The organism is Streptomyces sp. NBC_01635 (assembly GCF_045209715.1).
Lineage (GTDB): Bacteria > Actinomycetota > Actinomycetes > Streptomycetales > Streptomycetaceae > Streptomyces > Streptomyces hirsutus.
On record NZ_CP109277.1, the window covers coordinates 5,471,762 to 5,497,484 of the forward strand.

Sequence of the window (25,723 nt, forward strand, 5' to 3'; positions counted from 1 at the left end):
TGCACGCGTCGACGTGACGGTAGCAGTACGTGAGCGTTCGACCGGGCCGTCCGACACGGGGTGCGGGGAGCCGTAGGCTGTTTGTGTGCTCCTGCTCGCTCTGGATACCGCCACCCCTGCCGTCACCGTCGCGCTGCACGACGGCGACGACGTCGTCGCCTCGTCGAGCCAGGTGGACGCCCGCCGCCACGGCGAGTTGCTGCTCCCGGCGATCGACCGGGTGCTCGCCGAGGCCGGTCTGAAGGTGGACGCCCTTACCGGGATCGTCGTCGGCATCGGCCCCGGACCGTACACCGGGCTGAGGGTCGGCCTGATGACCGCGGACGCCTTCGGGCTCGCGCTCGGCGTCCCCGTGCACGGGGTGTGCACGCTGGACGGCCTCGCGTACGCCGCCGATCTGGAGGGCCCCTTCGTCGTGGCGACCGACGCCCGCCGCAAGGAGGTCTACTGGGCGCGGTACGCCGACTCCCGTACCCGCCTCACCGACCCCGCCGTCGACCGGCCCGCCGACATCGCCGGTCGGGTCGCGGGGCTGCCCGCCGTCGGCGCCGGTGCGCTGCTGTACCCCGAGACCTTCCCCCGGGCCCACGAGCCCGAGTACGTGACCGCCGCCGCCCTCGCCCGGCTGGCCGCCGAGCGGCTGGCGGCCGGCGTGGAACTGCCCGCGCCCCGGCCGCTGTACCTGCGCCGGCCCGATGCCCAGGTCCCCAAGAACTACAAGGTGGTCACCCCCAAGTGACACAAGTGACAGGGTCCGAGAAGGTCACGCTGCGCGAGATGCGCTGGTGGGATATCGAACGAGTGTTCCAGCTCGAGCGTGAGCTGTTCCCCGAGGACGCCTGGTCACGGGGGATGTTCTGGTCCGAGCTGGCCCATGCGCGCGGTCCCGCGGCGACCCGCCGTTACGTGGTCGCCGAGGAGGACGGCCGTCTCGTCGGATACGCGGGCCTCACCTCCGCCGGTACGGCGGCCGACGGCGAGGAGGGAACGGGCGAGGCGACCGGAGTGGCCGACGTCCAGACGATCGCCGTCAGCCGGGGCCACTGGGGCACCGGCCTCGGCTCGCGGCTGCTGACGGAGCTGCTGCGGGCGGCGACCGCGTTCGAGTGCGCCGAGGTGCTGCTGGAGTGCCGGATCGACAACGTCCGGGCCCAGAGGCTGTACGAGCGCTTCGGCTTCGAGACCATCGGCGTCAGGAAGGGCTACTACCAGCCGGGGAACGTGGACGCCCTGGTGATGCGGCTGACCGACCCGTCCACCTCCGTCGATCCGGCGATCCGGCGAACCCCGGAGACCCCGTGAACCCCGGAAGCCCCGTGAACCCCGCGATCCCAGTGAACGGCGTAGAAGGAACCGAGACCCATGGCTGACGAACCCCTGGTACTGGGGATCGAGACCTCCTGCGACGAGACCGGTGTCGGCGTCGTCCGGGGGACCACCCTGCTGGCGGACGCCGTCGCCTCCAGCGTCGACGAGCACGCCCGCTTCGGCGGTGTCGTCCCCGAGGTCGCCTCGCGCGCCCACCTGGAGGCGATGGTCCCCACCATCGGCCGCGCGCTGAAGGAGGCGGGGGTGAGCGCCCGGGACCTGGACGGCATCGCCGTCACCGCCGGTCCGGGTCTCGCCGGTGCGCTGCTGGTCGGCGTCTCGGCGGCGAAGGCGTACGCCTACGCCCTCGGTAAGCCCCTGTACGGCGTCAACCACCTCGCCTCGCACATCTGCGTCGACCAGCTGGAGCACGGGCCGCTCCCCGAGCCGACGATGGCGCTGCTGGTCTCCGGCGGCCACTCCTCGCTGCTGCTCTCCTCGGACATCACCTCCGACGTCCGTCCGATGGGCGCCACCATCGACGACGCGGCCGGCGAGGCCTTCGACAAGATCGCGCGCGTGCTGAACCTCGGTTTCCCCGGCGGTCCGGTCATCGACCGGTACGCGCGCGAGGGCGACCCGTCCGCGATCGCGTTCCCGCGCGGACTGACCGGGCCGCGCGACCCCGCGTACGACTTCTCCTTCTCCGGTCTGAAGACGGCTGTGGCCCGCTGGATCGAGGCCAAGCGGGCGGCGGGGGAGGAGGTCCCGGTGCGTGACGTGTCGGCCTCCTTCCAGGAGGCGGTCGTGGACGTGCTCACCCGCAAGGCCGTACGTGCCTGCAAGGACGAGGGCGTCGACCATCTGATGATCGGCGGCGGAGTGGCCGCCAACACGCGGCTGCGGGCGCTGGCCCGGGAACGCTGCGAGGCGGCGGGCATCCGGCTGCGCGTGCCGCGCCCCAAGCTGTGCACGGACAACGGTGCGATGGTGGCCGCCCTGGGCGCCGAGATGGTCGCCCGCAACCGGGCGGCTTCCGACTGGGACCTGTCCGCGGACTCGTCCCTCCCGGTGACGGAACCGCACGTGCCGGGCCACTCGCACGCCCACACCCATGACCACGATCACGTGCACGAGGTCAGCAAGGAGAACCTGTACTCGTGACCGTCGCGTTGATGTGGGAGGCGCGGGCCGTGTCCGGCCGGGGCGAGGAGCTGCTCGCCTGGGCCGGGGAGCAGGTGCGGGGACTGCCCGCCGATCCCGCCCCCGTGCGCCGGGAGACCTTCCGCGCCCCGCAGGACCGGGTCCTCGTCATCACCTGGTGGGACGCTCCGTACGACGCCGACCTGCCCGAACTCCCCGAGCCGGACGGGGATCTGGTCACTCGCGCGGTGCATCGGTGGCGCTTCGAGTCGGTGGCGACGGGCTGACGGTCCCTCGCCGCCCCTGCCCCTGTCCGTCGCCACCCGTCACAGCTCCTCCGGCACCTCCGACATCTCCGTCCCGCACACCAGCCGCCGGTCGGGACCGAGTTCGCGGAGGGGCCGGTGAGGGTGAGGCGGGCCGTGTGGCGTACGTCCGTGGTGGAGGCCGCCAACCGCAGTTCCAGGGCGCCGGGTTCGACCACGCGCCGGCCCGAGCGGTCGGTGAACGCCGAGAGGTCCGGGTGGAAGCGGAAGGTCACCCGGGCCGCCGCACCCGGCGTCAGCTCCACGCGCCGCGATCCGGCGCTGGGCGCGGGCCGGCGCCTGCGTGCCGAGACCCGGGTCGACGGGGCCGTGCCGAAGGGGCGGGTGAGCCGGCCGAGGCCGAGGGCGATCAGCTCGTCCCAGTCTTAGTCGGAGGTCATGTCGTGCTGGTGGAGGGAGGGGGGCGAAGCCCTCGCCGTCCGTGTCCGCGCCCACCCGTACCCCGTACAGCTGGGCGGTCTTCTCCTCCAGGGTCGTCCGGGCGAGCAGGTCGTCGACACGGGCTGCGGCGGGCAGGGCGGGGTCACGCCAGGGCGCGGTGACCATGAAGCTCCTGTCGGGTGGACGGCGGGCCCTCTCGCAAAGGTTCTCGACGCGGTGACGGAAGTGAGGCCGGGTCTGCGGCCGGGAGTTCCGAATGTTTCGGAATATATATCGAATGTTCCGGGAACTTGTGGCGCAAGGAATACTTCGTCAAGGGGTCCCGCAGGGATACGATCGCGGCCATGACTTCCTCGCAGCCCGCCGAAACCCGGACGCGAGGGCGCAGCGCGCAGACTGCGACCCTTGCCGAGATCGCCCGCGAGGCCGGTGTCTCGGCACCGACTGTTTCGAAGGTCCTCAACGGCCGTGCCGATGTCGCCCCCGCCACCCGCAGCCGGGTCGAGGACCTGCTGCGGGCCCACGGTTACCGGCGACGGCGCGCCGAGGCCACCCGTTCCCCCCTGATCGACCTGGTCTTCCACGAACTCGAGAGCGCCTGGGCGATGGAGGTCATCCGGGGCGTGGAGAACGTGGCGAGGGACGCGGGGCTGAGCGTGGTGCTCTCCGAGAGCGCGGGGCGGCTCACCCCGGGGCGGACCTGGGCCGACCAGGTCGCCGCCCGCCGCCCGCACGGGGTGATCCTCGTCCTGTCCGGCCTCGACGAGTCCGGGCGGGCGCTGCTCACCAGTCGCTCCATCCCGTTCGTGGTGATGGACCCGGCCGGTGACCCCGGTACCGACGTGCCCTCCATCGGTGCGACCAACTGGCAGGGCGGACTCGCCGCCACCCGGCATCTGGTCGAGCTGGGGCACACCAGGATCGGGGCGATCAGCGGGCCCTCGCAGATGATGTGCAGCCGCGCCCGCATCGGCGGTTACCGGGCCGCGCTGGAGACCGGCGGGCTTCCGGTGGACCCCGGACTGATCATGACCGGCGACTTCCACCACGAGACCGGTTACCGCCAGGGCCTCGCCCTGCTGCGCCGTCCCGACCGGCCCACCGCGGTCTTCACCGGCAACGACCTCCAGGCGCTCGGGCTCTACGAGGCCGCGCGTGAGCTGGGTCTGCGGATTCCCGAGGACCTGAGCGTGGTCGGATTCGACGACCTGCCGGTGGCCCGTTGGGTGGGGCCGCCGCTGACGACCGTACGGCAGCCGCTGACGGAGATGGCGGAGGCGGCGGCCAGGCTGGTGCTCGACCTCGGCAAGGGGGAGAACGCCGCGGCGGTCGCGTCCCGGGTGGAACTGGCGACGAGCCTGGTGGTGCGCAGCAGCACGGCGCCGCCGCCGGCCGGAGGCTGACGGTTCGCGGGCTTCCGGGCGCCGGTCGGGCCGTGCCCGAAGGGAGTCGCCGAAGGTTCGAAAGTTTTGACCCGGTGCTGCTTGCGCGGTGCCCGCTGCCTGGCCGTCGATTCGGCGGTTCTCGGGGTGAGTCCGGGCTGTGAAGTCTGAGAACTTCACGAGAAAACGGTCTGGGAGGAGCCAGTTGTCATAATTCGGACTTACGTTCCTGTCTGTGACGGGACACAAGGGCCGAGACGCAGGCCATGGTGAAGGGCACGACGGGGCCGGACGCGACGCGTCTTCGGACTCGTCCGAAGACGCGGACATACGGCCGGAGACGGAACCGGAGACGGAACCGGAGACAGAGCCGGAGACAGAGCCGGATACAGAACCGGACGCAGAACCTGGCACGCGGCCGACCCCGGAGACCGGCGTGTCGGCGAGGTGGCGGCGCCCGGACCGCCGGGCGCGGGCGCTGAAGATCGCCGGCCTCGCTCTGGCGGGCGCGCTGGTACTGGGCGCCGGGGCGGCCGGCTGGGCGTACTGGCAGCTCGGCGACAACATCACGAGCGTCGACATCGACAGCGCCCTGGGCGACGACCGTCCGGCCAGGGGAACCGCCTTTGACCAGGGTGCTTCGGCGTCCGCCTCGGCCTCGCCCCTGCCGACGGGGTCCCTCAACATCCTGGTGCTGGGTTCGGACTCGCGCAGTGGCGGGGAGAACCGGGCACTCGGCGGGGGCGACAGCGGCGGGGCCCGTTCCGACACGGCCATGGTCGTCCACCTCGACGCCGGCCGGACCGCCGCGACCGTGGTCAGCATCCCGCGCGACACCCTGGTCGACCGTCCGGCCTGCCCGCTGCCGGACGGCGGGTCGACGCGACCGGCGTCCCACGCGATGTTCAACAGCGCGTACGAGGTGGGCGGGCCGGTGTGCGCGGTGAAGACGGCCGAGCTGCTCACGGACGTCCGCATGGACCACTACGTCGAGATCGACTTCACCGGCTTCGCCCGTCTGGTCGACGCGCTCGGCGGCGTCACCGTCACCACGGACGAGGACATCGACGACGACCGGAGCCGGCTGAACCTCGAAGCGGGCACCCACCACCTGGACGGCACCGAGGCCCTCGCGCTGGCCCGCACGAGGTACGGCATCGGGGACAGCAGCGACCTCGGCCGCATAGGACTCCAGCACACGCTGGTGAAGGCGCTGCTGGATCGGATCGGGAAGCAGAGCCTGCTGACCGACCCCGTGAAGCTGTACGAGGTCGCCGACGCGCTCACCAGCAGCCTCACGACCGACACCGGCCTGGACTCGCTGACCGAGCTGACTCGCTTCGCCCAGAGCCTGCAGGGCCTGTCGTCGTCCGCGGTCACCACCCTCACGATGCCGGTGCTCCCGGCTCCCTGGGACTCCAACCGGGTGGTGGCGGACCAGCCGGAGGCGGAGGAGTTGTGGGCGTCGCTGCGGTGACCCGCCGGCGGGTCACCGCCGTGCGCCGGAAGAAAGTCCGGGGAAATCCGGGGAGCGTGTCGATTCCGGCGTCGCCCGTTCGACGCAGGGGTGAGAGGCCGGGAAGGACCCGGCCCGTACGGCGAACGCCGCAACGCACCACGCCACGAGGAGTCACCATGCCGCGCTTTCTCTCCCTGATCCGGATCGACGAGTCCAACGCGCCCGCGGAGGGGCCCAGCCCCGAACTGATGCAGCGGATGGGCGAGCTGATCGAGGAGATGACGAAGGCCGGGGTCCTGCTGGACACCGCCGGGCTGACCCCGACGGCCCAGGGCACCCGCGTGCACTATGAGGGCGGACGGCTGTCGACGACCGACGGGCCGTTCACCGAGTCCAAGGAGGTCATCGGGGGCTACGCGCTGATGCAGGCCAAGGACTCGGCCGAGGCGATCGAGTGGGCCGAGCGGTTCCTGAAGGTGCACGAGGAGCACTGGACGGTGACCTGCGAGGTGCGCGAGATCGCGGAGGGCTGACCGGCGACGGAGCGAACCGGCGGCCGGGCCGCTGCTTGGCACCGGTGCCGCACGGGTGTCTGATGGTGGGCTGTGACATCGCAGCCCACCCCCGCCCGGACGCACCGGTCCGTCGAGACCGTCTTCCGCCTGGAGTACCCGCGGGTGATCGCCGGCGTGGCCCGCCTCGTCCGGGACGTCGGTATCGCGGAGGAGCTGGCGCAGGACGCCCTCGTCGCCGCGCTGGAGCAGTGGCCGAGGGACGGCGTGCCCGACAACCCGGGCGCCTGGCTCATGACCACCGCCAGGAACCGTGCCGTCGACCTGATCCGGCGCCGCGAGAACTACGCCCGCAAGCTCGCCGAGATCGGCCGGGACCCCTCGGCCGTCGCCCCGCCGGAGGATCCCGCGGACCTCGCCGACCCCGACGGCATCGACGACGACCTGCTCCGGCTCGTCTTCACCGCCTGCCACCCGGCCCTGTCCGCCGAGGCCCGTATCGCCCTCACCCTGCGCCTGCTCGGCGGTCTGACCACGGCCGAGATCGCCCGCGCGTTCCTGGTCCCGGAACCGACGGTGGCCCAGCGCATCGTGCGCGCGAAGCGGACCCTCGCGACGAGGAACGTCGCCTTCGAGGTGCCCTACGGCCCCGACCGCGAGGCCCGCCTCGGCTCGGTCCTCGACGTCATCTACCTGATCTTCAACGAGGGGTACGCGGCCACCGCGGGCGACGACTGGCTGCGCCCCGGCCTGTGCGAGGACGCCCTGCGCCTGGCCCGCGTGCTGTCCGGGCTGATGCCCGAGGAACCCGAGGTCCACGGCCTCACCGCACTGCTGGAGTTCCAGACGTCCCGGGCCGCCGCCCGCACCGGCCCGGCCGGCGAAGCGGTGCTGCTCAAGGACCAGAACCGGGCCCGCTGGAACCGCCTGCTCATCGCCCGCGGCATCACCGCCCTCACCCGCGCCGACGCGGCGTCGAGCGGCGCCCCGGGCCCGTACACCCTTCAGGCCGCCATCGCCGCCTGTCACGCACACGCGTACCGCTACGAGGACACCGACTGGCGCCGCATCGCCGCCCTCTACGGTCTCCTCGCCGCCCGCGCCCCGTCCCCGGTCGTCGAACTCAACCGCGCGGTCGCCGTCTCCATGGCCGACGGCCCCGCCGCCGCCCTCCCCCTCGTCGACGCCCTGACCGGCGTACCGGCACTCCGGGACTACCACCTCCTGCCGAGCGTCCGAGGAGACCTGCTGGCCCGCCTCGGCCGCACCGAGGAGGCCTGCGCCGAGTTCACCCGGGCGGCGTCCCTGACCGGGAACGAGCGGGAACGGGAGATGCTGCTGCGACGGGCGGGGGCCCCGGGAGCCTGAGGGGCTCTCCGCGGGAGGCGCCTTCCGGTCCGAAGGTCAGCGCACCGGATGGCCCAGCAGCATCGTCGGGGCGCCGGCGACGCGGGTGAGGAAGACGGTGACGGATGCGGGGCCGTTCGGTTTGGGGAGGGCCTTGCGGCGGAGTTCCTCCGGTTCCACCGCCGAGCCGCGCTTCTTGACGGTCAGGATGCCGACCTGACGCTCACGCAGCAGCGCCTTCAGCTTCTTGACGTTGAAGGGGAGCCGGTCGGTGATCTCGTAGGCGGTGGCGTAGGGCGTCCGGCGGTGCTCGTCGGCGGTGATGTACGCGATGGTCGCGTCGATCAGCCCCCCGTCGAGGTCCTGCGCGACCTCGGCGACGAGATGCGCGCGGATGACGGCGCCGTCGGGCTCGTACAGGTACCGGCCGGGCGGACGCACCGCCGGGTCGGGCAGGCCGCGGGAGAGCAGTGTGCGGGGGCCGGGCAGCAGGGTCGCGCGTACCGCGCCGGGGCCCGGTTCAGGACCCGGTTCGGGGCTCGACCGCGCGGGGGCGGCCGCGCGCCGGGCGCCGAACCACAGCACCGCCTCCTTCACGTCCCCGCCGTCCGAGATCCACTCGGCCTCCGCGTCATCGGGGACGGCCTCGTGCGGGATGCCCGGCGCGACCTTCAGGGCAGCGGCGAGGGGCGCCCCGCGGGCCGCCTCGATCGCCCAGGACAACGGGGGCGAGTAGGCCTCGGGGTCGAAGATGCGGCCCCGGCCGCCGCGCCGGGCCGGGTCGACGAAGACGGCGTCGTAACCGGTCGTGTCCACCTTCGTGACATCGGCCTCCCGTACCTCGATCAGCGCGGCCAGGCCCAGCGCGTCCGCGTTCGCACGGGCCGCCGCCGCGGTCAGCGGGTCCCGGTCCACCGCGAGCACCCGGATTCCGGCGCGGGCCAGCGCGATCGCGTCCCCGCCGATCCCGCAGCACAGGTCGGCCACCGAGGTCACCCCCAGCTCCTTCAGCCGCTCCGCCCGGTACTCTGCCACGCTCGCCCGGGTCGACTGCTCGACCCCGTTCGGTGTGAAGAACATCCGCCCGGCGTCCTCGGCCCCGAACTTCGCCGCCGCCCGCTGCCGCAGCCGGGCCTGGCCGAGCGCCGCGGACACCAGCTCCGCCGGATGCTCACGGCGCAGCCGGGTGGCGACGGCGAGTTCCCGGGCCGGGTCGGTGTCGCGCACCTCGTCGAGGAGGGCGCGGCCCTCGGGGGTGAGGAGCAGGGCGAGGGGCGAGGCGTCGAAGGGCTGCGAGGAGGGCTGGGCGGGGGGCGCGGTGCGGTCGTTCACCGGCTCATTGTGGGCCAGGCGCGGGTCCGGTGTCGGCCAGTCGGTGGACGGTGTGCCGCCGACCGCGGTGTCGGGCCGGGACCGGGGCGGAGGACTGCCATGATCCGACCCCATGCGAGTAGTAGGACAAAACGATAAAAGGTGGTCGCTGGGTGGCGTGCGGGCCGGTGTCGCCGTACTCGCCCTCGCGACCCTCGCCCCTCTCGCCGCGGGCTGCGGCCAGGAGGGGAAGGGCGGCCCCAACGCCGTCCCGCCCGCGGGCGGGCAGCAGCCCTTCCAGTCGACCTCGGCCCGCGCACTCGACTCCCACACCCCCGAACTGCGCGCCGCGCACGCCGCGCGCGCGGCCGTCGCGAAGCGCTGGGGGCTCAAGCAGGTACCCCTGACCGCCCCGCCCGCGCCGGAGAAGAAACCCGGGATCACCACCCGTAAGGGCTTCGAGGTCGACGGCCACCGGAGACTGGGCCTCCCCCCGGTCTTCACCACCGTCCCCACCGAGGAGAAGGTCGTCTTCCTCACCATCGACGACGGTGCCGAGAAGGACCCCGCCTTCCTGCGCATGATGGACGAGCTGAAGATCCCGTACACCGCGTTCCTCAGCGACTACGTCATCAAGGACGACTACGGCTACTTCGGGGAGATGCAGGACCGGGGCGTCGGCCTGAACAACCACACCCTGAGCCACCCGTACCTGCCGGGCCTGTCCTACGCCGGCCAGAAGCGCGAGATCTGCGGCATGCAGGACGTCATCGAGGAGCGGTACGGCGAGCGCCCCGTCCTCTTCCGCCCGCCGTTCGGCAACTACAACAAGGACACCCTGCGCGCGGCGAAGGCCTGCGGCATCGAGTACGCCCTGCTGTGGAACGAAGAGGTCTTCGTCGACCGCTGGGAGTACCGCGAGTGGGACAGGAAGTTGCGCCCCGGCGACATCGTCCTCTCCCACTTCCGGGGCCGCGGCGCATGGGAGGGCACCATGCCCGACATGATCCGCCGCTTCCTGGACAAGGTCACGGCCGAGGGATACGCGGTGGGGCGCCTGGAGGACTACTTGTGATCCGGTGGGTCCGGTGGGTCCGGTGGGTCCGGCGGGTCCGGCGGGGGGCGGCCACGGCGGTTCTCCTGGTGGCGGGTCTCGCCCTTCCGGCGGCGCTGGCCGGCTGCGGACCGTCGGGCGGGCGGCCGGTCGCGGGCCCGACGGCTCAAGAGGCCGAGGCGGGGGAGAGGGAGGGGGAGGGTGCTGGGGACGGCACCGGCCGGTCGCCCGGCCGCCCGGATCAGGGCGGCTCTGATCAGAGCCGCCGTGGCCCCGGCGGTCCGCCCGTCGTCGACCGCGTCCCGACCCGGGACAAGGTCGTCTTCCTGACCTACGACGACGGCGCCGAACGCGACCCCCGCCTCATCGACCTCGTACGCCGGCGCCGCCTCCCCGTCAGCATGTTCCTCACGGACAGCGTGGTGGGACCCGGCTACGGCCACTTCGCCCGGCTGCGCTCGGTCGGCGCGAGCCTGCAGAACCACACCCTCGACCACCCCGCCCTGCGCGGCCTGCCCTACGCCGGTCAACGCGCCGAGATCTGCGGCCAGCAGCGCAAGCTCACGTCCCGCTTCGGCATCCGCCCCCACCTGTTCCGCCCGCCCTACGGCGCGTACGACGCCACGACCCTCCGGGCCGCCGCCGACTGCGGCATCGCGGCGGTCGTGCTCTGGCGGGTCACCCTGGAGGGCGACGGCACCCTCACGTATGTCCGCGGCGCCCACCGCCTGGCTCCCGGTGACATCATCTCCGTCCCCGCGGGCGAGACCCCGCCGCTGACCCTTGCGGAACGGACGACGCGTTTGCTGCGCGAACTGGAGGAGCAGGGGCTGAGGGTCGGGAGGCTGGAGGACTACGTCCGGTGAACGGACCCGTCACCACGTCCGGCGAACGGGCCCGTCCGGGGGTGCCCCTGCGCGTGGAGCTCGGGGAGATCGAGGGCGAGACCGTTCGGGCCGGAAGGGGGGTCCGGGGACGGCGACTCCCAGGGGACGAGCACTCGAACACAGGCCGACTTCTCGGACTGGCGTACCCGGAAACCTCGGCGACGCCACGCAGTGAATTGGCACTCCGCTTGACCGAGTGCTAATCGCGGTCATAGTCTCGGTTCTGGCACTCCCCCCTGGAGAGTGCCAACACAGCGACGGGCAGGTCCGGCACCCGCGACGACGGATCCACCTGGTCGCCACCTCAGACAGTTAACCCCGTGAGATCTCCGAAGGGGGAGGTCGGATCGTGACGACCGCCAGCTCCAAGGTTGCCATCAAGCCGCTCGAGGACCGCATTGTGGTCCAGCCGCTCGACGCCGAGCAGACCACGGCTTCGGGCCTGGTCATTCCGGACACGGCCAAGGAGAAGCCCCAGGAGGGCGTTGTCCTGGCCACCGGTCCCGGCCGGATCGAGGACGGCAAGCGCGTCGAACTCGACGTGAACGTCGGCGACATCGTGCTGTACAGCAAGTACGGCGGCACCGAGGTGAAGTACAACGGCGAGGAGTACCTCGTCCTCTCGGCTCGCGACGTTCTCGCGATCATCGAGAAGTAAGTCACCTCGTAGCAGATTTGCTCCGAACTGCGCCCCTGGTCCCGACACGCTTACTGAGCCGGGCGCCCGGGGCGCAGTGTTTTCTCACCCCAGATTTCCGAGAGGGCTCCCGCAGCCATGGCGAAGATCCTGAAGTTCGACGAGGACGCCCGTCGCGCCCTTGAGCGCGGCGTCAACAAGCTTGCCGACACGGTGAAGGTGACGATCGGCCCCCGGGGCCGCAACGTCGTCATCGACAAGAAGTTCGGCGCCCCCACCATCACCAACGACGGTGTCACGATCGCCCGCGAGGTCGAGGTCGAGGACCCGTTCGAGAACCTCGGTGCCCAGCTGGTCAAGGAGGTGGCGACCAAGACCAACGACATCGCGGGTGACGGTACGACCACCGCGACCGTGCTGGCCCAGGCCCTGGTCCGCGAGGGCCTGCGCAACGTCGCCGCCGGCGCCTCCCCGGCCGCCCTCAAGAAGGGCATCGACGCCGCCGTCGCCGCCGTCTCCGAGGACCTGCTCGCCTCGGCCCGGCCGATCGACGAGAAGTCCGACATCGCCGCCGTCGCCGGGCTGTCCGCCCAGGACCAGCAGGTCGGCGAGCTCATCGCCGAGGCGATGGACAAGGTCGGCAAGGACGGTGTCATCACCGTCGAGGAGTCCAACACCTTCGGTCTGGAGCTGGACTTCACCGAGGGCATGGCCTTCGACAAGGGCTACCTGTCGCCGTACTTCGTGACGGACCAGGAGCGCATGGAAGCCGTCCTGGACGACCCGTACATCCTCATCACGCAGGGCAAGGTCGGCTCCATCGCCGAGCTGCTGCCGCTGCTGGAGAAGGTCATCCAGGCCAACTCCTCCAAGCCGCTGCTGATCATCGCCGAGGACGTCGAGGGCGAGGCCCTGTCGACCCTGGTCGTCAACAAGATCCGCGGCACGTTCAACGCCGTCGCGGTCAAGGCCCCCGGCTTCGGTGACCGCCGCAAGGCGATGCTGCAGGACATGGCCGCCCTCACCGGCGCCACGGTCGTCTCCGAGGAGGTCGGCCTCAAGCTCGACCAGGTCGGCCTGGACGTGCTGGGCTCCGCCCGCCGCGTCACCGTCACCAAGGACGACACCACGATCGTCGACGGCGGCGGCAAGAAGGAGGACGTGACCGGTCGCATCGGCCAGATCAAGGCCGAGATCGAGTCCACGGACTCCGACTGGGACCGCGAGAAGCTCCAGGAGCGCCTCGCGAAGCTCGCCGGCGGCGTGTGCGTCATCAAGGTCGGCGCCGCCACCGAGGTGGAGCTGAAGGAGAAGAAGCACCGTCTGGAGGACGCCATCTCCGCGACCCGCGCCGCGGTCGAGGAGGGCATCGTCTCCGGTGGTGGCTCCGCGCTCGTCCACGCCGTCAAGGTCCTCGAGGGCAACCTCGGCAAGACCGGCGACGAGGCCACCGGTGTCGCGGTCGTCCGCCGCGCCGCCGTCGAGCCGCTGCGCTGGATCGCCGAGAACGCCGGCCTCGAGGGCTACGTCATCGTCTCCAAGGTCGCCGAGCTCGAGAAGGGCAACGGCTACAACGCCGCCACCGGCGAGTACGGCGACCTGGTCAAGTCCGGCGTCATCGACCCGGTCAAGGTCACCCGCTCCGCCCTGGAGAACGCCGCCTCCATCGCCTCCCTCCTCCTGACGACCGAGACCCTGGTCGTCGAGAAGAAGGAAGAGGAGGAGCCGGCCGCCGGTGGGCACGGTCACGCCCACTGAGTGACCCGCTCGTAGGGAACCCGAAGGGTCCGGCACCGTACGGTGCCGGACCCTTCGCCGTCGTCCGGCCCGTCAGCCGCTCCGCCGCAGCAGGAACCGGACCCGCTCCGCCGGACCTCGCACGCCCTCCTCTGCCGACCGGGCCGCGAGGACGGCGGCTGACGCACCCGGGCCCCCGCCTCGGCCGGCGGGGGCCCGGACGCGGGGTGCGCGAGCGCGGGTCAGGCGCGGGTCAGGCGGACCGCCGTCGTCTCCGTGACCGTCACCGGCTTGTCGTAGTCCGGGTCCGTGCCCGTCGCCCGCGCCTCGACCTCCACGTTGCCGCTCTGGAACGGTACGGATCCGGTGGGCGTGGCCGTCGCGGTCCAGGCGACCGGTGCGCCCGGAACGCAGGACACCGACGTGGAGTACGAGCCGCGGATGAGGTTCTGCCTCTTCACCTGGGTGACGTCCCCGGCCACGTTCACCTGGACGGGCTTGTTGCAGCTCACCGTGCCGTGGAGGGTGGCTTTGCCGTTGAGGGTGCTCGCGGTGCCGTTCAGCGCGACGGCGAGACCGAGGCCGAGCTCGGCCGGCGGGGGCGGGTTGTCGATGTGCACCTCACCGCGGGCGGCGGTGGAGCCTCCCTCGCAGTGTTGTACGAAGGTGGCGTCGAGCTTCTTCACGTATCCCTGCGGACCGAACTCCACTGCGTCGACGGTGAATTCGCCGGTGAGGGTGTTGCAGCCGCGGCCGTTGCCGCTGAGGGAGAGGCCGGGTTCGGTCGGCTCGTTGAAGGGGTGGCGGGTGGCTCCGGTGTACGTGCCCGGCGCGAGGGCCGTGCCGGAGGGGGCGGCGAGGTTGAGGTACCACCAGTCGCCGTTGGCTCCGTCCACGGAGAGGGAGACGGTGTTGTTCGCGGTGTCGGCGGAAACGTTCAGGCGGTCCTGGGACGAGGTCGAGTAGGCGTAGGACCGGCCGCCACTGACCCAGTCGTCCTCGTCGCCGCTGAAGCCGAAGGAGCCCTCGGCGGCCGGCTGCGCGTGCGCCTCGGTCCCGGGCAGCAGGCCGGTGGAGCCGGTGGCGAGGCCCAGGGCCAGTGCGAGGACGGCGGTGGCACGGCCGAGGACGCGTCTGGGCGCGGTGAGTTTCATGAATGTACCCCCTGCAGAGACGGAGTTCCCCTGTGCCGACATGATCCGCTCGTCGGCGGGGCGAGTCTGTCAAGCACCCGGGAGAGCCACAACTGGGTTTCCTCAGGCTTCAGTTGGTGTTCAGGCCGCACTTGGACGGGGGAGCCGGCGGTGTCGGGCGGGTGCCTCGGGTGCTGTCAGTCGTCCTGCCGGAGCAGGAACCGGATCCGCTCCGCCAGCACCGCACGCGCGCTCTTCTCGTCCGCCAGCCGGGTCGCGAGGGTGGCCTCGGCCAGCCGCGCGGGCAGCGCCTCCGCGAACTTCAGCCCGCGCACGGCGTGCGGGTCCACCTCGGGCAGGGTCAGACCCGTCCCGGCGTCCTCCACCGCCGCCCGCCACGACTGCGGGGTCACGTCCTCGCGCAGCCGGACGAAGCGGTCGTCGACCATCCGGTGCCGCAGGACGACGGAGGGAAGCGAGGCGGCCAGGGTGGCGTTCGCCCGGTGCCCGGCCCAGGTCCACCAGCGCACATCACTGGCACCCCGGCGGGTGATGACCGTGCCCGCGGGATGCACCACGTCCAGGTACGTCTCCCGGGCCGCCGCGAGTTTCGCCTCCGCCCGACGGGTCAGCAGCACGGGCGGACTGCCCCCGAGCAGCACGTCACGTACGGCACGGGCCAGGGTGAACGACCGGACGCGATGCGCCCCGAAGCCGCTCCACTTGGCGCGCCCGCCCTCGTCCACGGGCTCCACGAAGCAGCGCCTGCGCCGCCAGTCGATGTACGTCACCAGCCAGCTGCGGCCCGCCAGGAGCAGCTTGCGCGGGCCGTCGGTCTCCTCGGTGAGCAGGTCCGGGTCCGTACGGCCGATCTCCGTCCGCCCGCTGAGCACGGTGAACTCGGGCGGTGCGGTGAACGAGGCCGTCAGGTTCATGAAGTGCCGGTGTCCGAAGCGGCGTTCTGCCTCGGGCCCGATGAACAGGGTGCCCGAGTCCCGTTCCAGATAGCCCTGTTCCACGAGGTGTCGTACGACGGGTTCGGCGGCGGCACCGAACACACCGAGACCGCCCCACCATTCCGGCCACAGGTTCTCCCCGACCCGGTGCTCCTGGAGGCACAGCGCGAGCAGTTGCTGGGCCACGAGGTGTCGCGGCTCGGGAGGTGGGATCACCGGCTCCACCCAGCCGCGCGACCAGGCCAGCAGCAGGGCCGCGGCGGCCAGGAAACCCTCGTCGTCCAGGGCGAGGAAGAGGCAGTTGCGGTGGGTGCCGGGGCGGCGTCCGGTACGGCCGAGGCGTTGCAGGAACGAGGCGACCGTGGTGGGTGCGTCGAGCTGGACGACCCGGTCCAGGTCGCCGACGTCGATGCCGAGTTCCAGGGTGCTGGTCGAGACGATCACACAGTCGCGGGCCTCGGCGAACGCCTCCTCCGCGCGGTGATCCGTTCGGGGTGGCGGGCCGTGGCCTCGTACACATCGCGTACCTTGCGGTCCAGCTGTCCGAGGGAGGCCAGCTCGAAGCCGGTCAGGCGCAGTTGGACGGCGCGCGGGGAGTCGAAGCGCGGGTCGGTCGTGAAGTCGGTCGCCAGCCGCTGGGCGAGCGGTGCGAGGCGCTGCACGCCCTGCTGCCCGTCGTAGAAGGCGGGGTGCCGGTGATGACGAGGAACAGGCCGGGGAAGCGGCCCGCGTCGATCTCGTCGAGGAGCTGGCGCAGCGCGTTCAGCGCCTTCTCCCGTACGTCGCCGCGCGCCCGCTGGAGGGTCTTCACCTCGTCGAGGACCAGGAGGAGGCCGGGGTGTCCGCAGTCCCGCAGCACGGTCAGCAGGCCCTGGAGGAAGCCGAGCGCGGCGAAGTGGTCGAGGCCGCCGCGCACTCCGGCGGCGCGCTTGGCGGCGGCGACGGACTTCTGCCCGCCGAGCCAGGCGATCAGCGCCTCGGCCCGCGCGCTGGACGAGCTGGCCGAACTCCTCTGAGCAGGGGAAGGGGAACCCTCCATGCGAGCCGAATCTTGGCTGATATACCCTGCGCCTAAATTATTCGAACAGTTCGGCGAATCCGTGTCACCGGATACGCCCTGCCCGGGGGGGCATTCCATCACTTCACAGTTCCGTGCGGTGCTCGGCATCGCGCTCACTCCCGTCCTCACCCTGGCGGCCGTTGCTCCGGCCGCCGCCGCCCAGACCACCGCCACAGCCGCGGCCACCGGCACCACCACGACCAAGACCACCGTCGAGAAGCGTGCGCCGGGCGCGTGGGGCACCCGCACCGCGCACGCACCGGGTAGCTTGAGGGCCCTGGTGTCGGCCCGGAACGGCACCCTCGTCTCCTTCGCCGATGGCACCCGGATCCGGCCCGCCGGCAGCACCCGCTGGCTCGCCCCGCAGGCCTGGCCGGACGCCGGCGGGTACAACACCGAGCTGGTCTCGCTCAGCGACGGCTCGGTGCGCCTGGTCTGGCGGGCCGCCGACGAACACAACGACTACTGGCTGAAGATGGCCACCCTCGCGCCCGGCGCGACCGCCTTCTCCGAGCCCGAGGACATCGCCGAGGTCCCCAGGAGTGGCTACCACCACCTGGCGGCGACCCCCGACGGCCGGGTGACCGTCGCGTGGGCGGACGGGGGCGTCGTGATGACCGCCGAGAAGGCCGGCCCGAAGGCCGCGTGGACCGCTCCGGTCGGCCTCAACGCGCAGCCGCCGACCGGCAGCCGGAACATCTCCGGCATGGAGCTGGCGGTCGCCGAGGACGGCACCGCCCTGCTGGTGTGGCAGGGGTCGACGACCAAGGTCGTCACCGCCATGGAGAAGGCCCCCGGCGCGTCCGGCTGGACCACGGTCAAGAACTTCCCGCTCCCGAGTGTGGACCGGGCGCAGCCGAAGGTGTTCGCCAATCCGCAGGGCGGCTTCGAGCTGTTCTACAACGACGCCGGGCACGTCATGCACACGCGCCGGTCCGCCGGCGCCACGAAGTGGAGCACCCCGCGGTCCTCTTCGGCCTCCGGCAGCACCAGCGGGATGACGGCGCCCGTCTACCTGCCCAACGGCGACCTCTTCGTCGCCGGCGGGGGGCCCGGCTCGACCAGCTCCTGGTACGCGGTGCGCTCGGCGGCCACCGGCGCCTGGCTGCCGTACAAGCAGCCGTTCTCCACGACCCGGGCGCAGGCGGTCGGCGCGGTCGCCACCTCGGGCGGCACGGTCACGGTGACGTGGCGGGCGGGCTCCTCGGGTCATGAGTACGTGATGGCCGCCGTCTTCAAGGGCGGCACCTGGTCCGCGGCGCGGCGGCTGAGCGCGGCGAGCGCCACGGCCACCGGCGCGCCCCGGGCGGCCTCCGACGCGCTCGGGCGCCCCGTGGTGCTGTGGGACGAGTACACGGTGGCCCAGTCCGCCTATATTCTGGGCGGGACCTACCAGACCACCACCGCCGGCCGGGCGCTGCCCAAGTGGCGGGACTACACGGACGACGGCAAGGCCGACCTCTTCGGCCGGAGCAGCAGCGGGCTGAAGGTGTACGCGGGCGGCGCGACGAAGCTGTCCGCCCAGAAGCGCGCGAGCAGCTGGCCGACGGGCACGCTGGTGCTGCCGTTCGGCGACCTCGACGGCGACCGCTGCAACGACGTGTTCGTCCGCTACCCGAAGGGCGAGGCCCGCATCTACAAGCCGGTCTGCGGCGGGCTGCCGGACCAGCAGACGTCCTCCGTGAAGGTCTCCTCCAACTGGAGCGGGTACAACGCGGTCCTCTCGCCCGGCGATGTGACCGGCGACGGCCGGGCCGACCTGCTGGCCCGGTCCGCCTCGACCGGGAAGCTGTACCTGTACGCGAACAGCGGCAAGGGCGGCTTCAAGGCCCGGAAGCTCGCCGGGTCCGGCTTCGGCGGCTACAAGAAGCTGATCGCCGCCGGCGACCTCAACCGCGACGGCAAGAACGACCTGCTGGCCCTCGACAAGTCGGACCGGCTGTGGCGGTTCAACGGGACCGGCAAGGGCACCTTCAAGCCCCGGGCGCTGGTCTTCAAGAACTGGGGCACGTCCTACAAGGACGTGGTCGGCGGGCTCGACCTGTCCGGGGACGGTCGGGCCGACCTGATCTCGCTCGACAAGAACGGCCGCGCCTGGCTGAACCGGGGCGACGGCCACGGCGGCTTCGGCAAGCGGTCGCAGGTCGGCAAGGCCACGAACTGGTCGGGCATCCGCATCTCCTGACGGCGCGGGCCCGGGACCCCTCGGAGACACGGGGGGTCCCATCCGGCGCCGACCGCCCCCGCCCGCACCTGCTGTTCGGCACCCGCTACAGCCCGCACGACAACCCAGTCGAGCGCATCTGGGCCGCGCTGAAGGCCCACCTCGCCAACACCACCGTCACCTGGCCGGGCCGCCGGCGCCAGGTCCACGCCTTCTTCCGTCAACGCTCACCCACCCAGATGCTGACCACCGCCGCCCCCTGGTCCTCGCCCTGGCTGCCGAAGGATTACGCGCAGAACTTCAGGCCATCCGCTGAGCAGTCCTGGGCCGGCAGCGGACGTACCCCGTTTTCGTCCGTCACCTCGTACACCTCGATGCGTAGCAGGGCCCGGACATGGGCCGGGACGCGTTCGACGGCGTTCACGGACGAGGACGGCACGACGAGTGCGTACCGTATCCGGGCGTCCTGGCTCGTCATTTGCCGCAACAGCTGCCCGTAGGCGATGTCGGCGTTGATGACCCGGCCTTCGGCCTTCGTTCGACCGTCCTCGCCGCTGGTACTCCTGAAGGTCGATCACTGTCCTCCGACGATGAACCTGGACCGTTTGCCACCGGAGGTGGATCAAAGGCTCAGTGGGGTGTGTGCCCGGTGCGCTCTCCGCTCCGGCAGCCGGCGCCGCCGATGTAGTACGCGTTGAGATAGTTCGGACCTGCGCCCGGCAACTGGGTGGGGCCGGGGCTGACGCAGAGGTGGTAGTCATTCGTGCTGCCGCCCCCTCTGACGTCGACGTGTACCCGCACCGTCGTCTCGCCGCAGTGGTTGTATCCGGCGAACTGGGACTCGCGGACGTTGTACCGGAAGAAGCCGCACGGGGCGAGAGGGCTCGCACCCGTCTGACGCACTTCCGGACCGCGCTCGGGCCCGGCGTGCGCCGGACCCGGGAACGCCATCAGGGCCAGCGCGGCACTTGACGCTGCCGCCAGGACGGTTCGAAGAGGGCGGGGGGAGAGCTTCACGAACACTCCTTGGGGGGTGAGCCATGGCGATGATGACCAGCTGATCGGCTCTGCCTGACACCACGACACCTCTTACGCGTCGCACTGGTACCGAAATCGTAACTCTGTGCACTCTGTCCATGGCTTTATGTCACCGAATTGAGTGATGGGTGAGATGGAAACGGGAATGAGGAAGCGGATCTCAGGAGGCCGACAATGCGGCGTCCCACGGCCGGCGTCAGGACCCGTCGATCAGTTTCCGTATCTCCGGGGGGAGCTTGTCGCCCAAGTGGGCGGCCACGAAGATGACATCGCCGGGAGCGTCCCCGACTGCGACGGCCACCTCGGGAGAGATGCCGTCCACCTTGTAGGCGGTCGTTGTCTCCCCGGCTTGCTTGCCCTCGTTCTGGCCACCGGTGTCGTCACACGGCGGGACGGTGGCGGGACCGAGCTTCTCGCCCGCCCTGAACTCCACGTTCGCGACGTCCCGGTACGTGCGGTCCTGGTAGATGACACGGTAGGCGCAGGATGCCACCCGTTCGCCTCCGTCGCTGCTGCTTTCCGATGTGCAGGCCACAGCCGGCATCACCATGGCTGCCACCAGAAGCGTGTGTGTGATTCGTCCCGACCGGCTCATGGTGTCCTCCTGGGAGATGCTGCGGAGGGCCAGGGCGTGTCCCTGCCCACGTGTCCCGGCCCGAAGCCGCGTTCGGCCTCATGAGTACCGACGGAGCAGAGGCCTTGTTCGTTCGAGCGTCGAGCCGATGTCCCGGTTTTGGCCCGGACGGTGCGACTCACTTCGGCGGTACGGAGCGGGCCGTGCAGTCCCGGCACAGGGCTTCGTCGGTGATCGGCCGGAAGAGGGTGGGCTGGATGTGGTCGCCCGCGCACTCGCGTGCGCCTGCCAGGCGGGGGGACAGGCGGGGTTCGAGGGGCTGCTCGGGGGAGGCTCCTCTGGGAGGTGGGGTTGCTTCCGGCGCGGAACCCGTCCCCGTCGGTACAGGCGGTACGGGTGGTACGTCGCGTAGGAGGTAGCGCAGCAGGCCGCCGGGGCGGTGGACGGTGCTGCCGTCGTCGGGGAGGCCGCGCAGGATGTGCAGGCGGACGGCGGTGGGCGGGTGCCCGGCGGCGAGCCAACGGGCTGTGAGGTCGGCCAGTTCGGCGTGCATGGCGCGGGGGATGTGGCGCAGGGCGGGGGAGAGCCCGGGGAACGTGGAGACGAGGGCACGGGCCTCTTCGAGGAGGGGCGGGGCGGTCGTCGTCTCCGGCTGCGGTTCCGTCTCCGGTGCTGCCGACGCCGACGCCGACGCCGACGCCGTTGCCGTCTCTGTCTCCGACTCCGTTGCCGGGCTGGGGGGTTCGGGGGGTCGGTGGGAGGTGTTCTCCCATGAGTCTTTCTTTGGATGACCGTCGGTGGGCGGGGTGGTCGGCTCACCGACGGCCGGAATCCGGGCACCCGGTGCGAGCTGCGGCGACACCCGCTCGGTGATGGTTCCTCCGGCCGGGCCCACGGGCATCCGCGCGAGGAGCTTGGCGGCCTCGGCCGCGCTCAACGGGGTGCTGGAGACGAGCTGTTGGGTGGCCCAGCGGCCGCCGGGCCCCTGGACACGCCGCTCGTGCACGAAGCCCTCGTCCTTGAGTTGACGCTTGGCCCGGGTGAAGGCGCTCCCGCCGATACGGGCGCGTTCGGCGGTGCGCGACAGGGGCTCGCGCGCTCCCTGCGGAAGGGACAGTTGCCAGGTCAGGAGACGGACGGCGTCGGAGGTCAGACGCGGGTGCCGGATGATCTCGTGAGAGAGCTGGGTGAAGGCGCGCGGGGGCGCGATATGGTGCCGGTAAATCACGGGTGGAGGCTCGATTCCACTGGTGGTTCAGGCCCTCGCGAACGGTTGCACCCGTTGCGGGGGCCGCCTTCGTTCGCGCCCGGTGCGGCACGCGGAAGACGAGTTGTCGAGGCGACGCTACCGCACGCAGCGTGCACGGATGGACGCGTTGAGTGAAGAAATCTTTGGTGAAGGGCGGATCGGCCTGTCAGTGGGCTCCCTTACCTTCGGGCCATGTCGATCACCGCACAACTGCGCGACTCGGTGAGGCTGCCGGGTGGACGCGCGCTGGTCAACGGCTTCGCGCTCGAAAGCCGTAGGGACGGTTCGTGCCGTGCCCTCCTCCGGAACGGGCACGAGTTGGAGGTCTACGACCTCCGCGAGGTGTTCGCGGGAGAGAGCGCGCCGACGGTCGTCTTCCCTCTTCCCTGGCCTCGGTGGGACCACGGCGTTCACTCGATGAGCCCCGACGGCACGTTCGCGGTGTTCTCGGGGCAGCGCGCGGTACGGGCCATGGGCGCGGGCGGAGAGACACTGTGGGAGTACCGGCACGGCTGCTGGGGTCCCGAGCTCGGTCACCCGCACACGGGGGATGAGCAGGAGGTGTGCCGTGGCAGGGAGCACGGCTCCTGCCGGATCTCGGACGACGGCCGGCTCGTGTGGGCGCATGTCGTGGCAGAGTCGGAGCCGGGCGGCTGGGAGGAGCGCTGGGTCGTCCTCGACGCGCGGAACGGACGGGAGTTGGCGTGGTTGCCCCTGGAGAGCGCGGCGGCCGGTTCGAACCACCTCTCCCACCCGGACGGTGTCCACATGGGACTGAGTATCGGCATGGGCCAGGACGGCATCCTGCTGTACTGGGCGCGCTGGGACGGCGAGAAGCTGACGAGCTGGGACGTGAACGAGGGCCTGGACCGCATCCTGGTGGACGTCCACGCGGGGCATCCGGGCTTCCTGACGGTCGAGCACTACGGAGCGGACCTGCGGCTGCACGCCCTGGACGGCGCCGTGATCACCGAGCGGGAGCCGGAGTCGGCCGACGAGGAGGACGAGGGCGAGGGCGAGGCCTACTGGGACTACGGCTGCGGTTTCGTCGACGCCGACACCGTCATCGCCTCGACGGCCGACTCCGACGAGTGTCCGGAGCGGGCCCGCCACTGGCTGCTCGACGCCCGCACCCTGCGGATACACGGGGCGGTCACGTACCCGACGGGTCCCGTGGACAGTGACGTACGCCCACTCGGCGACGGCACCTGGCTCACCTACGACGACAAGAGCGAGACGCTCGACCGCTGGACCCGGTCGGAGCCGGGCACGAGGTGACGAACCGCGTCGGACGCTCGGCCGCTCCGTCGGGTTGTCCCCTCTTGTGTGGCGAGGGGAACAATGAACCGTTGATGCATCCGGGCACAGGGGGCTCCGCGTGGACGCGGGAGAACTTGCGGGCTTAGCCGTAGGAGTGGTGGCCGCGGTGGCGACGGGGGCGGCCACCGGCGTCGGGGAAGGGGCGGGCGCGGCGGTCACCGAGGTGGTTCGCGCCCGCCTTACGTCGACGGAGCGGGGCAGCGGGCCCTGGAAGGCCTCGACGCGGATGCGAACGCCGCGCCGGCCCGGTCCGATGCCGCGGGCGTTCTGCGGGAGGAGGTCGAAGCCGATCCCGAACTCCGGAACCGCCTGGAACACCACCTGTCCGGGATCACGGCGCACTCCTCCGTGGTGATCACGGGCGGCCGGGTCTCCCGCAGTCCGATCGCGGTCGGCCCGCTGACGATCAACAACACCCGTCAGGCACGGGGGTGGTTCGTCGCTGCGGCGGCTCTGCTCGTGGCACTCGTCGTCCTTGCCGTCTACGGCGGAGTCCAGGTGTTCGGAGCCGACGACTCTCCGGGAGCAACGCCACAGGGGCCGGCTCGGAGCGGCCCCCGAGCGGCTGAGGACGGTGAGGGCCCGCCCGACCGGGGCGGTGACACAGCGGGGGACACGAGCGGCTTCCTGTCGGCTGGCGAGACCGCGAAGATCCTGCCCACCCTGCAGGACATGCCGCCGAACTGGACTCAGTACCGACGCGCGCAGGTCGCCTCGGCCTCGGAGTCCGGGGAGTGCCACAAGGGCCGAGTCGAGTACAAATCGACGGAGCCGGACGTCGGGCACCTGGTCGCGGAATTCGACGTCTACGCCTGCCCCAGTGCTGACACAGCCGGTACCGGGTACAAGGAGCTGATCCGCCGTCAGCAGGGGTGCGACGAGACGACCCCGATCTCCATGCCGCGCTTCGGCGACGAGAGCACTGCGCTGGTCTACTACAAGTCCGCCGAGGACAACAGCACCGCGGTCACGGTGGTGCGCACCGGAACCGTTCTCCTCATGCTGAAGTACGCGCACGTGGACGACCAACCCGACTACTCGGCGCACGTGCAGGAGCTGACCGCGATATTCGCCGGCCTGGCCACGGGCTGACGAGCCGTTGGCACCGAATCGCCCCCTGCCGTAGCGGTGTCCGTGGGTTCGGTCGGCGGCCGGTACGCGGTCAGATCTCGGCGTGCTCGCCGTGCTCGCCGTGCTCACTGTGACGGCCAGTGCGGAGGGCGTTCACTCGTGCGACGTAACGTGTGCGGTTTTCGGTGTGTTTTGGGTGGGGGTGTCCTGCGGTGCGAGCACGGGTGACCGGTGGACGGATGTGCTGAGGGGACGAGCGCGATGGAGTCGGGAGCGGATGCGGGCGCGGGTGCGGAGGGCACGGGCACGGACTCGAACGGGGAGTTCCTGCGCTGCTTCGGGCGCCAGATGAAGCTGCTGCGCGAGGTCGCCGGGCTGACGCAGGCGCAGTTGGGGGGCCAGGTCGGTTACGGCGAGGCGCAGATCGCGGCGGTGGAGCAGGGGCGGCGCATTCCCAAACCCGAACTGATCGACGGCGTGGACCGGGCGGTGGGGGCGCGGGGCGTGCTGAGCCGACGCCTGGGCGAGGGCGTCGAGCTCGCTGCCCAGCTTAAGAGGCCATCTCATGTGGCGAGTCTGCGGGAGCAGATGAGGGTACAGGCGGCGATGTGGGGCGCACCCGCTCAGCCGGCCGAAGGGTTCTGTGTCGCCGCGCGTGCTTCGGTGAGGGCTCGCTGCCTGAGGGTGCCGCCGAACAACTGCATCGTGGTGGCGGCCAGGATGTCGTCCCTGCCGATGGTCCGCCGGTCCCCCCTGCGGGTGGACAGGGTCAGGAGGGGGTCCTTGAGGAGCGGGGGTGGGGCCGGTTCGCCCGGCATCACCAGGGTGACCGTACCGAAACGTCTGACCCCGCCCTCGCGGACGACCATGGCCGCGTCCCGGGCGAGGTCCGTCAGGAACACGCTCGCGATTCCGTCCAGGTCGCGGACCATCGCCGGGACGGCCGTCACCCCCTGGCTCCGCAGCAGCCTCTTGACCCCGGCCTCGAACCTGTGGGCGCCGACCACAGCACTCGGCCTGCGCGACCTGCCGCGCTGACGAGAAGGCACGATGACCCCCTCGGCGTCGTACAGGACACCGGTCAGGCCTCGAAACGTCGGACTGTGGTCGTACCACCTGCTCCCCACCTCGAGCTCGACGTTCCGGTCGATCGCCGAGAGAAGGTCCCCGGGAATCAGCTTCCTCCGGGCCTCCGCCGACGCCGCTCTCCTCGCGCCGTCGATGATCTCCGTCAGCACTGTCCGCGTCACCGACGCGGCCGCCCACGCGGCCGACCGAGAGACGTGCATCGGGGTCACGTCCCTGAACACCGCTTTGACGAGAGAAGGCTTGAACGGCGGGACATCCATGACCGAGGCGGTCTCAGGACCGCTGCGCTCAGGGCGTGCGGGCTGTGCGGGCATCGGAAGAAACGCTCCCTGCTGTCGGAGTCATCAGAGGCCCACACTTCACCACGCAGACCCGCTCTCTTCCCCCATCCTCCGTCGAAGCGGCACCCGGTCAAGGGCCCGACGGGCACATCCCGACGGCCGGGCCGATGATCAGCCACCTCCCGCACGCCCTCGTACCGTGGCACCTGCATCCCCCGTCCGGCTGCACCCCGTTCTCCCTGGCCCCTGCCACCGAGGAGGAGCGGCCGGTGAAGCGCACGCAGGACGACAAGTGGGCGGCCAA

22 protein-coding genes and 6 pseudogenes are annotated in these 25,723 nt (G+C 71.5%); 17 read left to right on the plus strand and 11 right to left on the minus strand.

Annotated features, from left to right (window positions below):
* The first annotated feature begins 85 nt into the window (after window positions 1-85).
* The 4 genes from tsaB to OHB56_RS25660 are packed head-to-tail and all read left to right on the plus strand — an operon-like array spanning window position 86 to window position 2,738.
* Entirely contained in the window at window positions 86-739 is a 654-nt protein-coding gene (gene tsaB, locus OHB56_RS25645; RefSeq protein ID WP_406355828.1) for a tRNA (adenosine(37)-N6)-threonylcarbamoyltransferase complex dimerization subunit type 1 TsaB, read from the plus strand.
* A 38-nt stretch (window positions 740-777) separates the two neighbouring features.
* A complete protein-coding gene (gene rimI / locus OHB56_RS25650; RefSeq protein WP_406359215.1) occupies window positions 778-1,302 on the plus strand; it encodes a ribosomal protein S18-alanine N-acetyltransferase in 525 nt (174 codons plus the stop codon).
* Window positions 1,303-1,362: 60 nt separating this feature from the next.
* A complete protein-coding gene (tsaD, locus tag OHB56_RS25655; RefSeq protein ID WP_326754296.1) occupies window positions 1,363-2,472 on the plus strand; it encodes a tRNA (adenosine(37)-N6)-threonylcarbamoyltransferase complex transferase subunit TsaD in 1,110 nt (369 codons plus the stop codon).
* On the plus strand, window positions 2,469-2,738 hold the full coding sequence (locus tag OHB56_RS25660; protein WP_055627602.1) for a hypothetical protein: 270 nt from the start codon (window positions 2,469-2,471) through the stop codon (window positions 2,736-2,738). The genes tsaD and OHB56_RS25660 overlap by 4 nt, the downstream gene beginning before the upstream one ends.
* A gap of 215 nt (window positions 2,739-2,953) precedes the next feature.
* Here the strand turns inward: OHB56_RS25660 and OHB56_RS25665 are convergent.
* Both OHB56_RS25665 and OHB56_RS25670 read right to left on the minus strand, forming a co-directional pair.
* Window positions 2,954-3,022: pseudogene (locus OHB56_RS25665) on the minus strand (hypothetical protein); the annotation flags it as partial.
* Window positions 3,018-3,323: pseudogene (locus OHB56_RS25670) on the minus strand (glycosyl hydrolase); the annotation flags it as partial. The pseudogenes OHB56_RS25665 and OHB56_RS25670, both read right to left, overlap by 5 nt.
* A 179-nt stretch (window positions 3,324-3,502) precedes the next feature.
* Here OHB56_RS25670 and OHB56_RS25675 point away from each other — a divergent pair.
* The 4 genes from OHB56_RS25675 (at window position 3,503) to OHB56_RS25690 (ending at window position 7,879) form a co-directional block, all read left to right on the plus strand.
* On the plus strand, window positions 3,503-4,561 hold the full coding sequence (locus OHB56_RS25675; protein ID WP_326754297.1) for a LacI family DNA-binding transcriptional regulator: 1,059 nt from the start codon (window positions 3,503-3,505) through the stop codon (window positions 4,559-4,561).
* 415 nt (window positions 4,562-4,976) lie between these two features.
* Window positions 4,977-6,017 carry an LCP family protein gene (locus OHB56_RS25680; protein WP_406355830.1) on the plus strand — a complete coding sequence of 347 codons (1,041 nt, stop codon included), beginning with the start codon at window positions 4,977-4,979 and terminating at the stop codon, window positions 6,015-6,017.
* A gap of 158 nt (window positions 6,018-6,175) precedes the next feature.
* Complete coding sequence (locus OHB56_RS25685) at window positions 6,176-6,532, plus strand: YciI family protein (RefSeq protein ID WP_055627598.1); 357 nt, start codon at window positions 6,176-6,178, stop codon at window positions 6,530-6,532.
* A 72-nt stretch (window positions 6,533-6,604) separates the two neighbouring features.
* Complete coding sequence (locus OHB56_RS25690; RefSeq protein WP_326754299.1) at window positions 6,605-7,879, plus strand: RNA polymerase sigma factor; 1,275 nt, start codon at window positions 6,605-6,607, stop codon at window positions 7,877-7,879.
* Window positions 7,880-7,915: 36 nt separating this feature from the next.
* On the opposite strand, the gene OHB56_RS25695 is transcribed toward OHB56_RS25690, so the two are convergent.
* Window positions 7,916-9,190: a THUMP-like domain-containing protein gene (locus OHB56_RS25695; protein WP_406355832.1), complete on the minus strand. Its 1,275-nt coding sequence runs from the start codon at window positions 9,188-9,190 to the stop codon at window positions 7,916-7,918.
* 157 nt (window positions 9,191-9,347) lie between these two features.
* Between OHB56_RS25695 and OHB56_RS25700 the strand changes: the two genes are divergently transcribed.
* The 4 genes from OHB56_RS25700 (at window position 9,348) to groL (ending at window position 13,505) form a co-directional block, all read left to right on the plus strand.
* Window positions 9,348-10,244: a polysaccharide deacetylase family protein gene (locus OHB56_RS25700; RefSeq protein ID WP_326754300.1), complete on the plus strand. Its 897-nt coding sequence runs from the start codon at window positions 9,348-9,350 to the stop codon at window positions 10,242-10,244.
* Window positions 10,244-11,089: a polysaccharide deacetylase family protein gene (locus OHB56_RS25705; protein ID WP_406359216.1), complete on the plus strand. Its 846-nt coding sequence runs from the start codon at window positions 10,244-10,246 to the stop codon at window positions 11,087-11,089. Before OHB56_RS25700 ends, OHB56_RS25705 begins: the two co-directional genes overlap by 1 nt.
* Window positions 11,090-11,459: 370 nt before the next feature.
* Complete coding sequence (groES, locus tag OHB56_RS25710) at window positions 11,460-11,768, plus strand: co-chaperone GroES (protein ID WP_055572073.1); 309 nt, start codon at window positions 11,460-11,462, stop codon at window positions 11,766-11,768.
* Between the two features lie 117 nt (window positions 11,769-11,885).
* Window positions 11,886-13,505, plus strand: coding sequence for a chaperonin GroEL (groL, locus tag OHB56_RS25715; RefSeq protein WP_326754302.1), 1,620 nt, complete (start codon window positions 11,886-11,888; stop codon window positions 13,503-13,505).
* Between the two features lie 221 nt (window positions 13,506-13,726).
* On the opposite strand, the gene OHB56_RS25720 is transcribed toward groL, so the two are convergent.
* From OHB56_RS25720 to OHB56_RS25730, 3 genes and pseudogenes are all read right to left on the minus strand, one after another.
* Window positions 13,727-14,638: a hypothetical protein gene (locus tag OHB56_RS25720; protein WP_326754303.1), complete on the minus strand. Its 912-nt coding sequence runs from the start codon at window positions 14,636-14,638 to the stop codon at window positions 13,727-13,729.
* 176 nt (window positions 14,639-14,814) lie between these two features.
* Window positions 14,815-16,053 (minus strand): annotated as a pseudogene (locus tag OHB56_RS25725) (helicase-related protein); the annotation flags it as partial.
* Between the two features lie 2 nt (window positions 16,054-16,055).
* A pseudogene (locus tag OHB56_RS25730) lies at window positions 16,056-16,561 on the minus strand (BREX system ATP-binding domain-containing protein); the annotation flags it as partial.
* A gap of 169 nt (window positions 16,562-16,730) precedes the next feature.
* Here OHB56_RS25730 and OHB56_RS25735 point away from each other — a divergent pair.
* Both OHB56_RS25735 and OHB56_RS25740 read left to right on the plus strand, forming a co-directional pair.
* Window positions 16,731-18,818, plus strand: a complete 2,088-nt coding sequence (locus OHB56_RS25735) for an FG-GAP repeat domain-containing protein (RefSeq protein ID WP_406355835.1) — start codon at window positions 16,731-16,733, stop codon at window positions 18,816-18,818.
* A gap of 47 nt (window positions 18,819-18,865) precedes the next feature.
* Window positions 18,866-19,111: pseudogene (locus tag OHB56_RS25740) on the plus strand (IS630 family transposase); the annotation flags it as partial.
* Here the strand turns inward: OHB56_RS25740 and OHB56_RS25745 are convergent.
* The 4 genes from OHB56_RS25745 to OHB56_RS25760 form a co-directional block, all read right to left on the minus strand.
* On the minus strand, window positions 19,084-19,275 hold the full coding sequence (locus OHB56_RS25745) for a hypothetical protein (RefSeq protein WP_326757301.1): 192 nt from the start codon (window positions 19,273-19,275) through the stop codon (window positions 19,084-19,086). The pseudogene OHB56_RS25740 and the gene OHB56_RS25745 overlap by 28 nt on opposite strands.
* 152 nt (window positions 19,276-19,427) lie before the next feature.
* The gene (locus OHB56_RS25750; protein WP_406355837.1) at window positions 19,428-19,814 is read right to left on the minus strand and encodes a DUF6355 family natural product biosynthesis protein; all 387 of its coding nucleotides are present in this window, start codon (window positions 19,812-19,814) and stop codon (window positions 19,428-19,430) included.
* A gap of 217 nt (window positions 19,815-20,031) precedes the next feature.
* Complete coding sequence (locus tag OHB56_RS25755; protein WP_406355839.1) at window positions 20,032-20,430, minus strand: DUF6281 family protein; 399 nt, start codon at window positions 20,428-20,430, stop codon at window positions 20,032-20,034.
* A gap of 157 nt (window positions 20,431-20,587) precedes the next feature.
* On the minus strand, window positions 20,588-21,637 hold the full coding sequence (locus OHB56_RS25760; RefSeq protein WP_406355841.1) for a hypothetical protein: 1,050 nt from the start codon (window positions 21,635-21,637) through the stop codon (window positions 20,588-20,590).
* Between the two features lie 213 nt (window positions 21,638-21,850).
* Between OHB56_RS25760 and OHB56_RS25765 the strand changes: the two genes are divergently transcribed.
* From OHB56_RS25765 to OHB56_RS25775, 3 genes and pseudogenes are all read left to right on the plus strand, one after another.
* Entirely contained in the window at window positions 21,851-22,936 is a 1,086-nt protein-coding gene (locus tag OHB56_RS25765) for a hypothetical protein (RefSeq protein ID WP_326754308.1), read from the plus strand.
* 390 nt (window positions 22,937-23,326) lie between these two features.
* Window positions 23,327-24,070 (plus strand): hypothetical protein, encoded by a 744-nt coding sequence (locus tag OHB56_RS25770; RefSeq protein WP_406355843.1) that lies wholly within the window; start codon window positions 23,327-23,329, stop codon window positions 24,068-24,070.
* Window positions 24,071-24,397: 327 nt separating this feature from the next.
* Window positions 24,398-24,559: pseudogene (locus tag OHB56_RS25775) on the plus strand (multiprotein-bridging factor 1 family protein); the annotation flags it as partial.
* A 113-nt stretch (window positions 24,560-24,672) separates the two neighbouring features.
* Here the strand turns inward: OHB56_RS25775 and OHB56_RS25780 are convergent.
* Complete coding sequence (locus OHB56_RS25780) at window positions 24,673-25,452, minus strand: hypothetical protein (protein WP_406355845.1); 780 nt, start codon at window positions 25,450-25,452, stop codon at window positions 24,673-24,675.
* Between the last annotated feature and the right edge of the window lie 271 nt (window positions 25,453-25,723).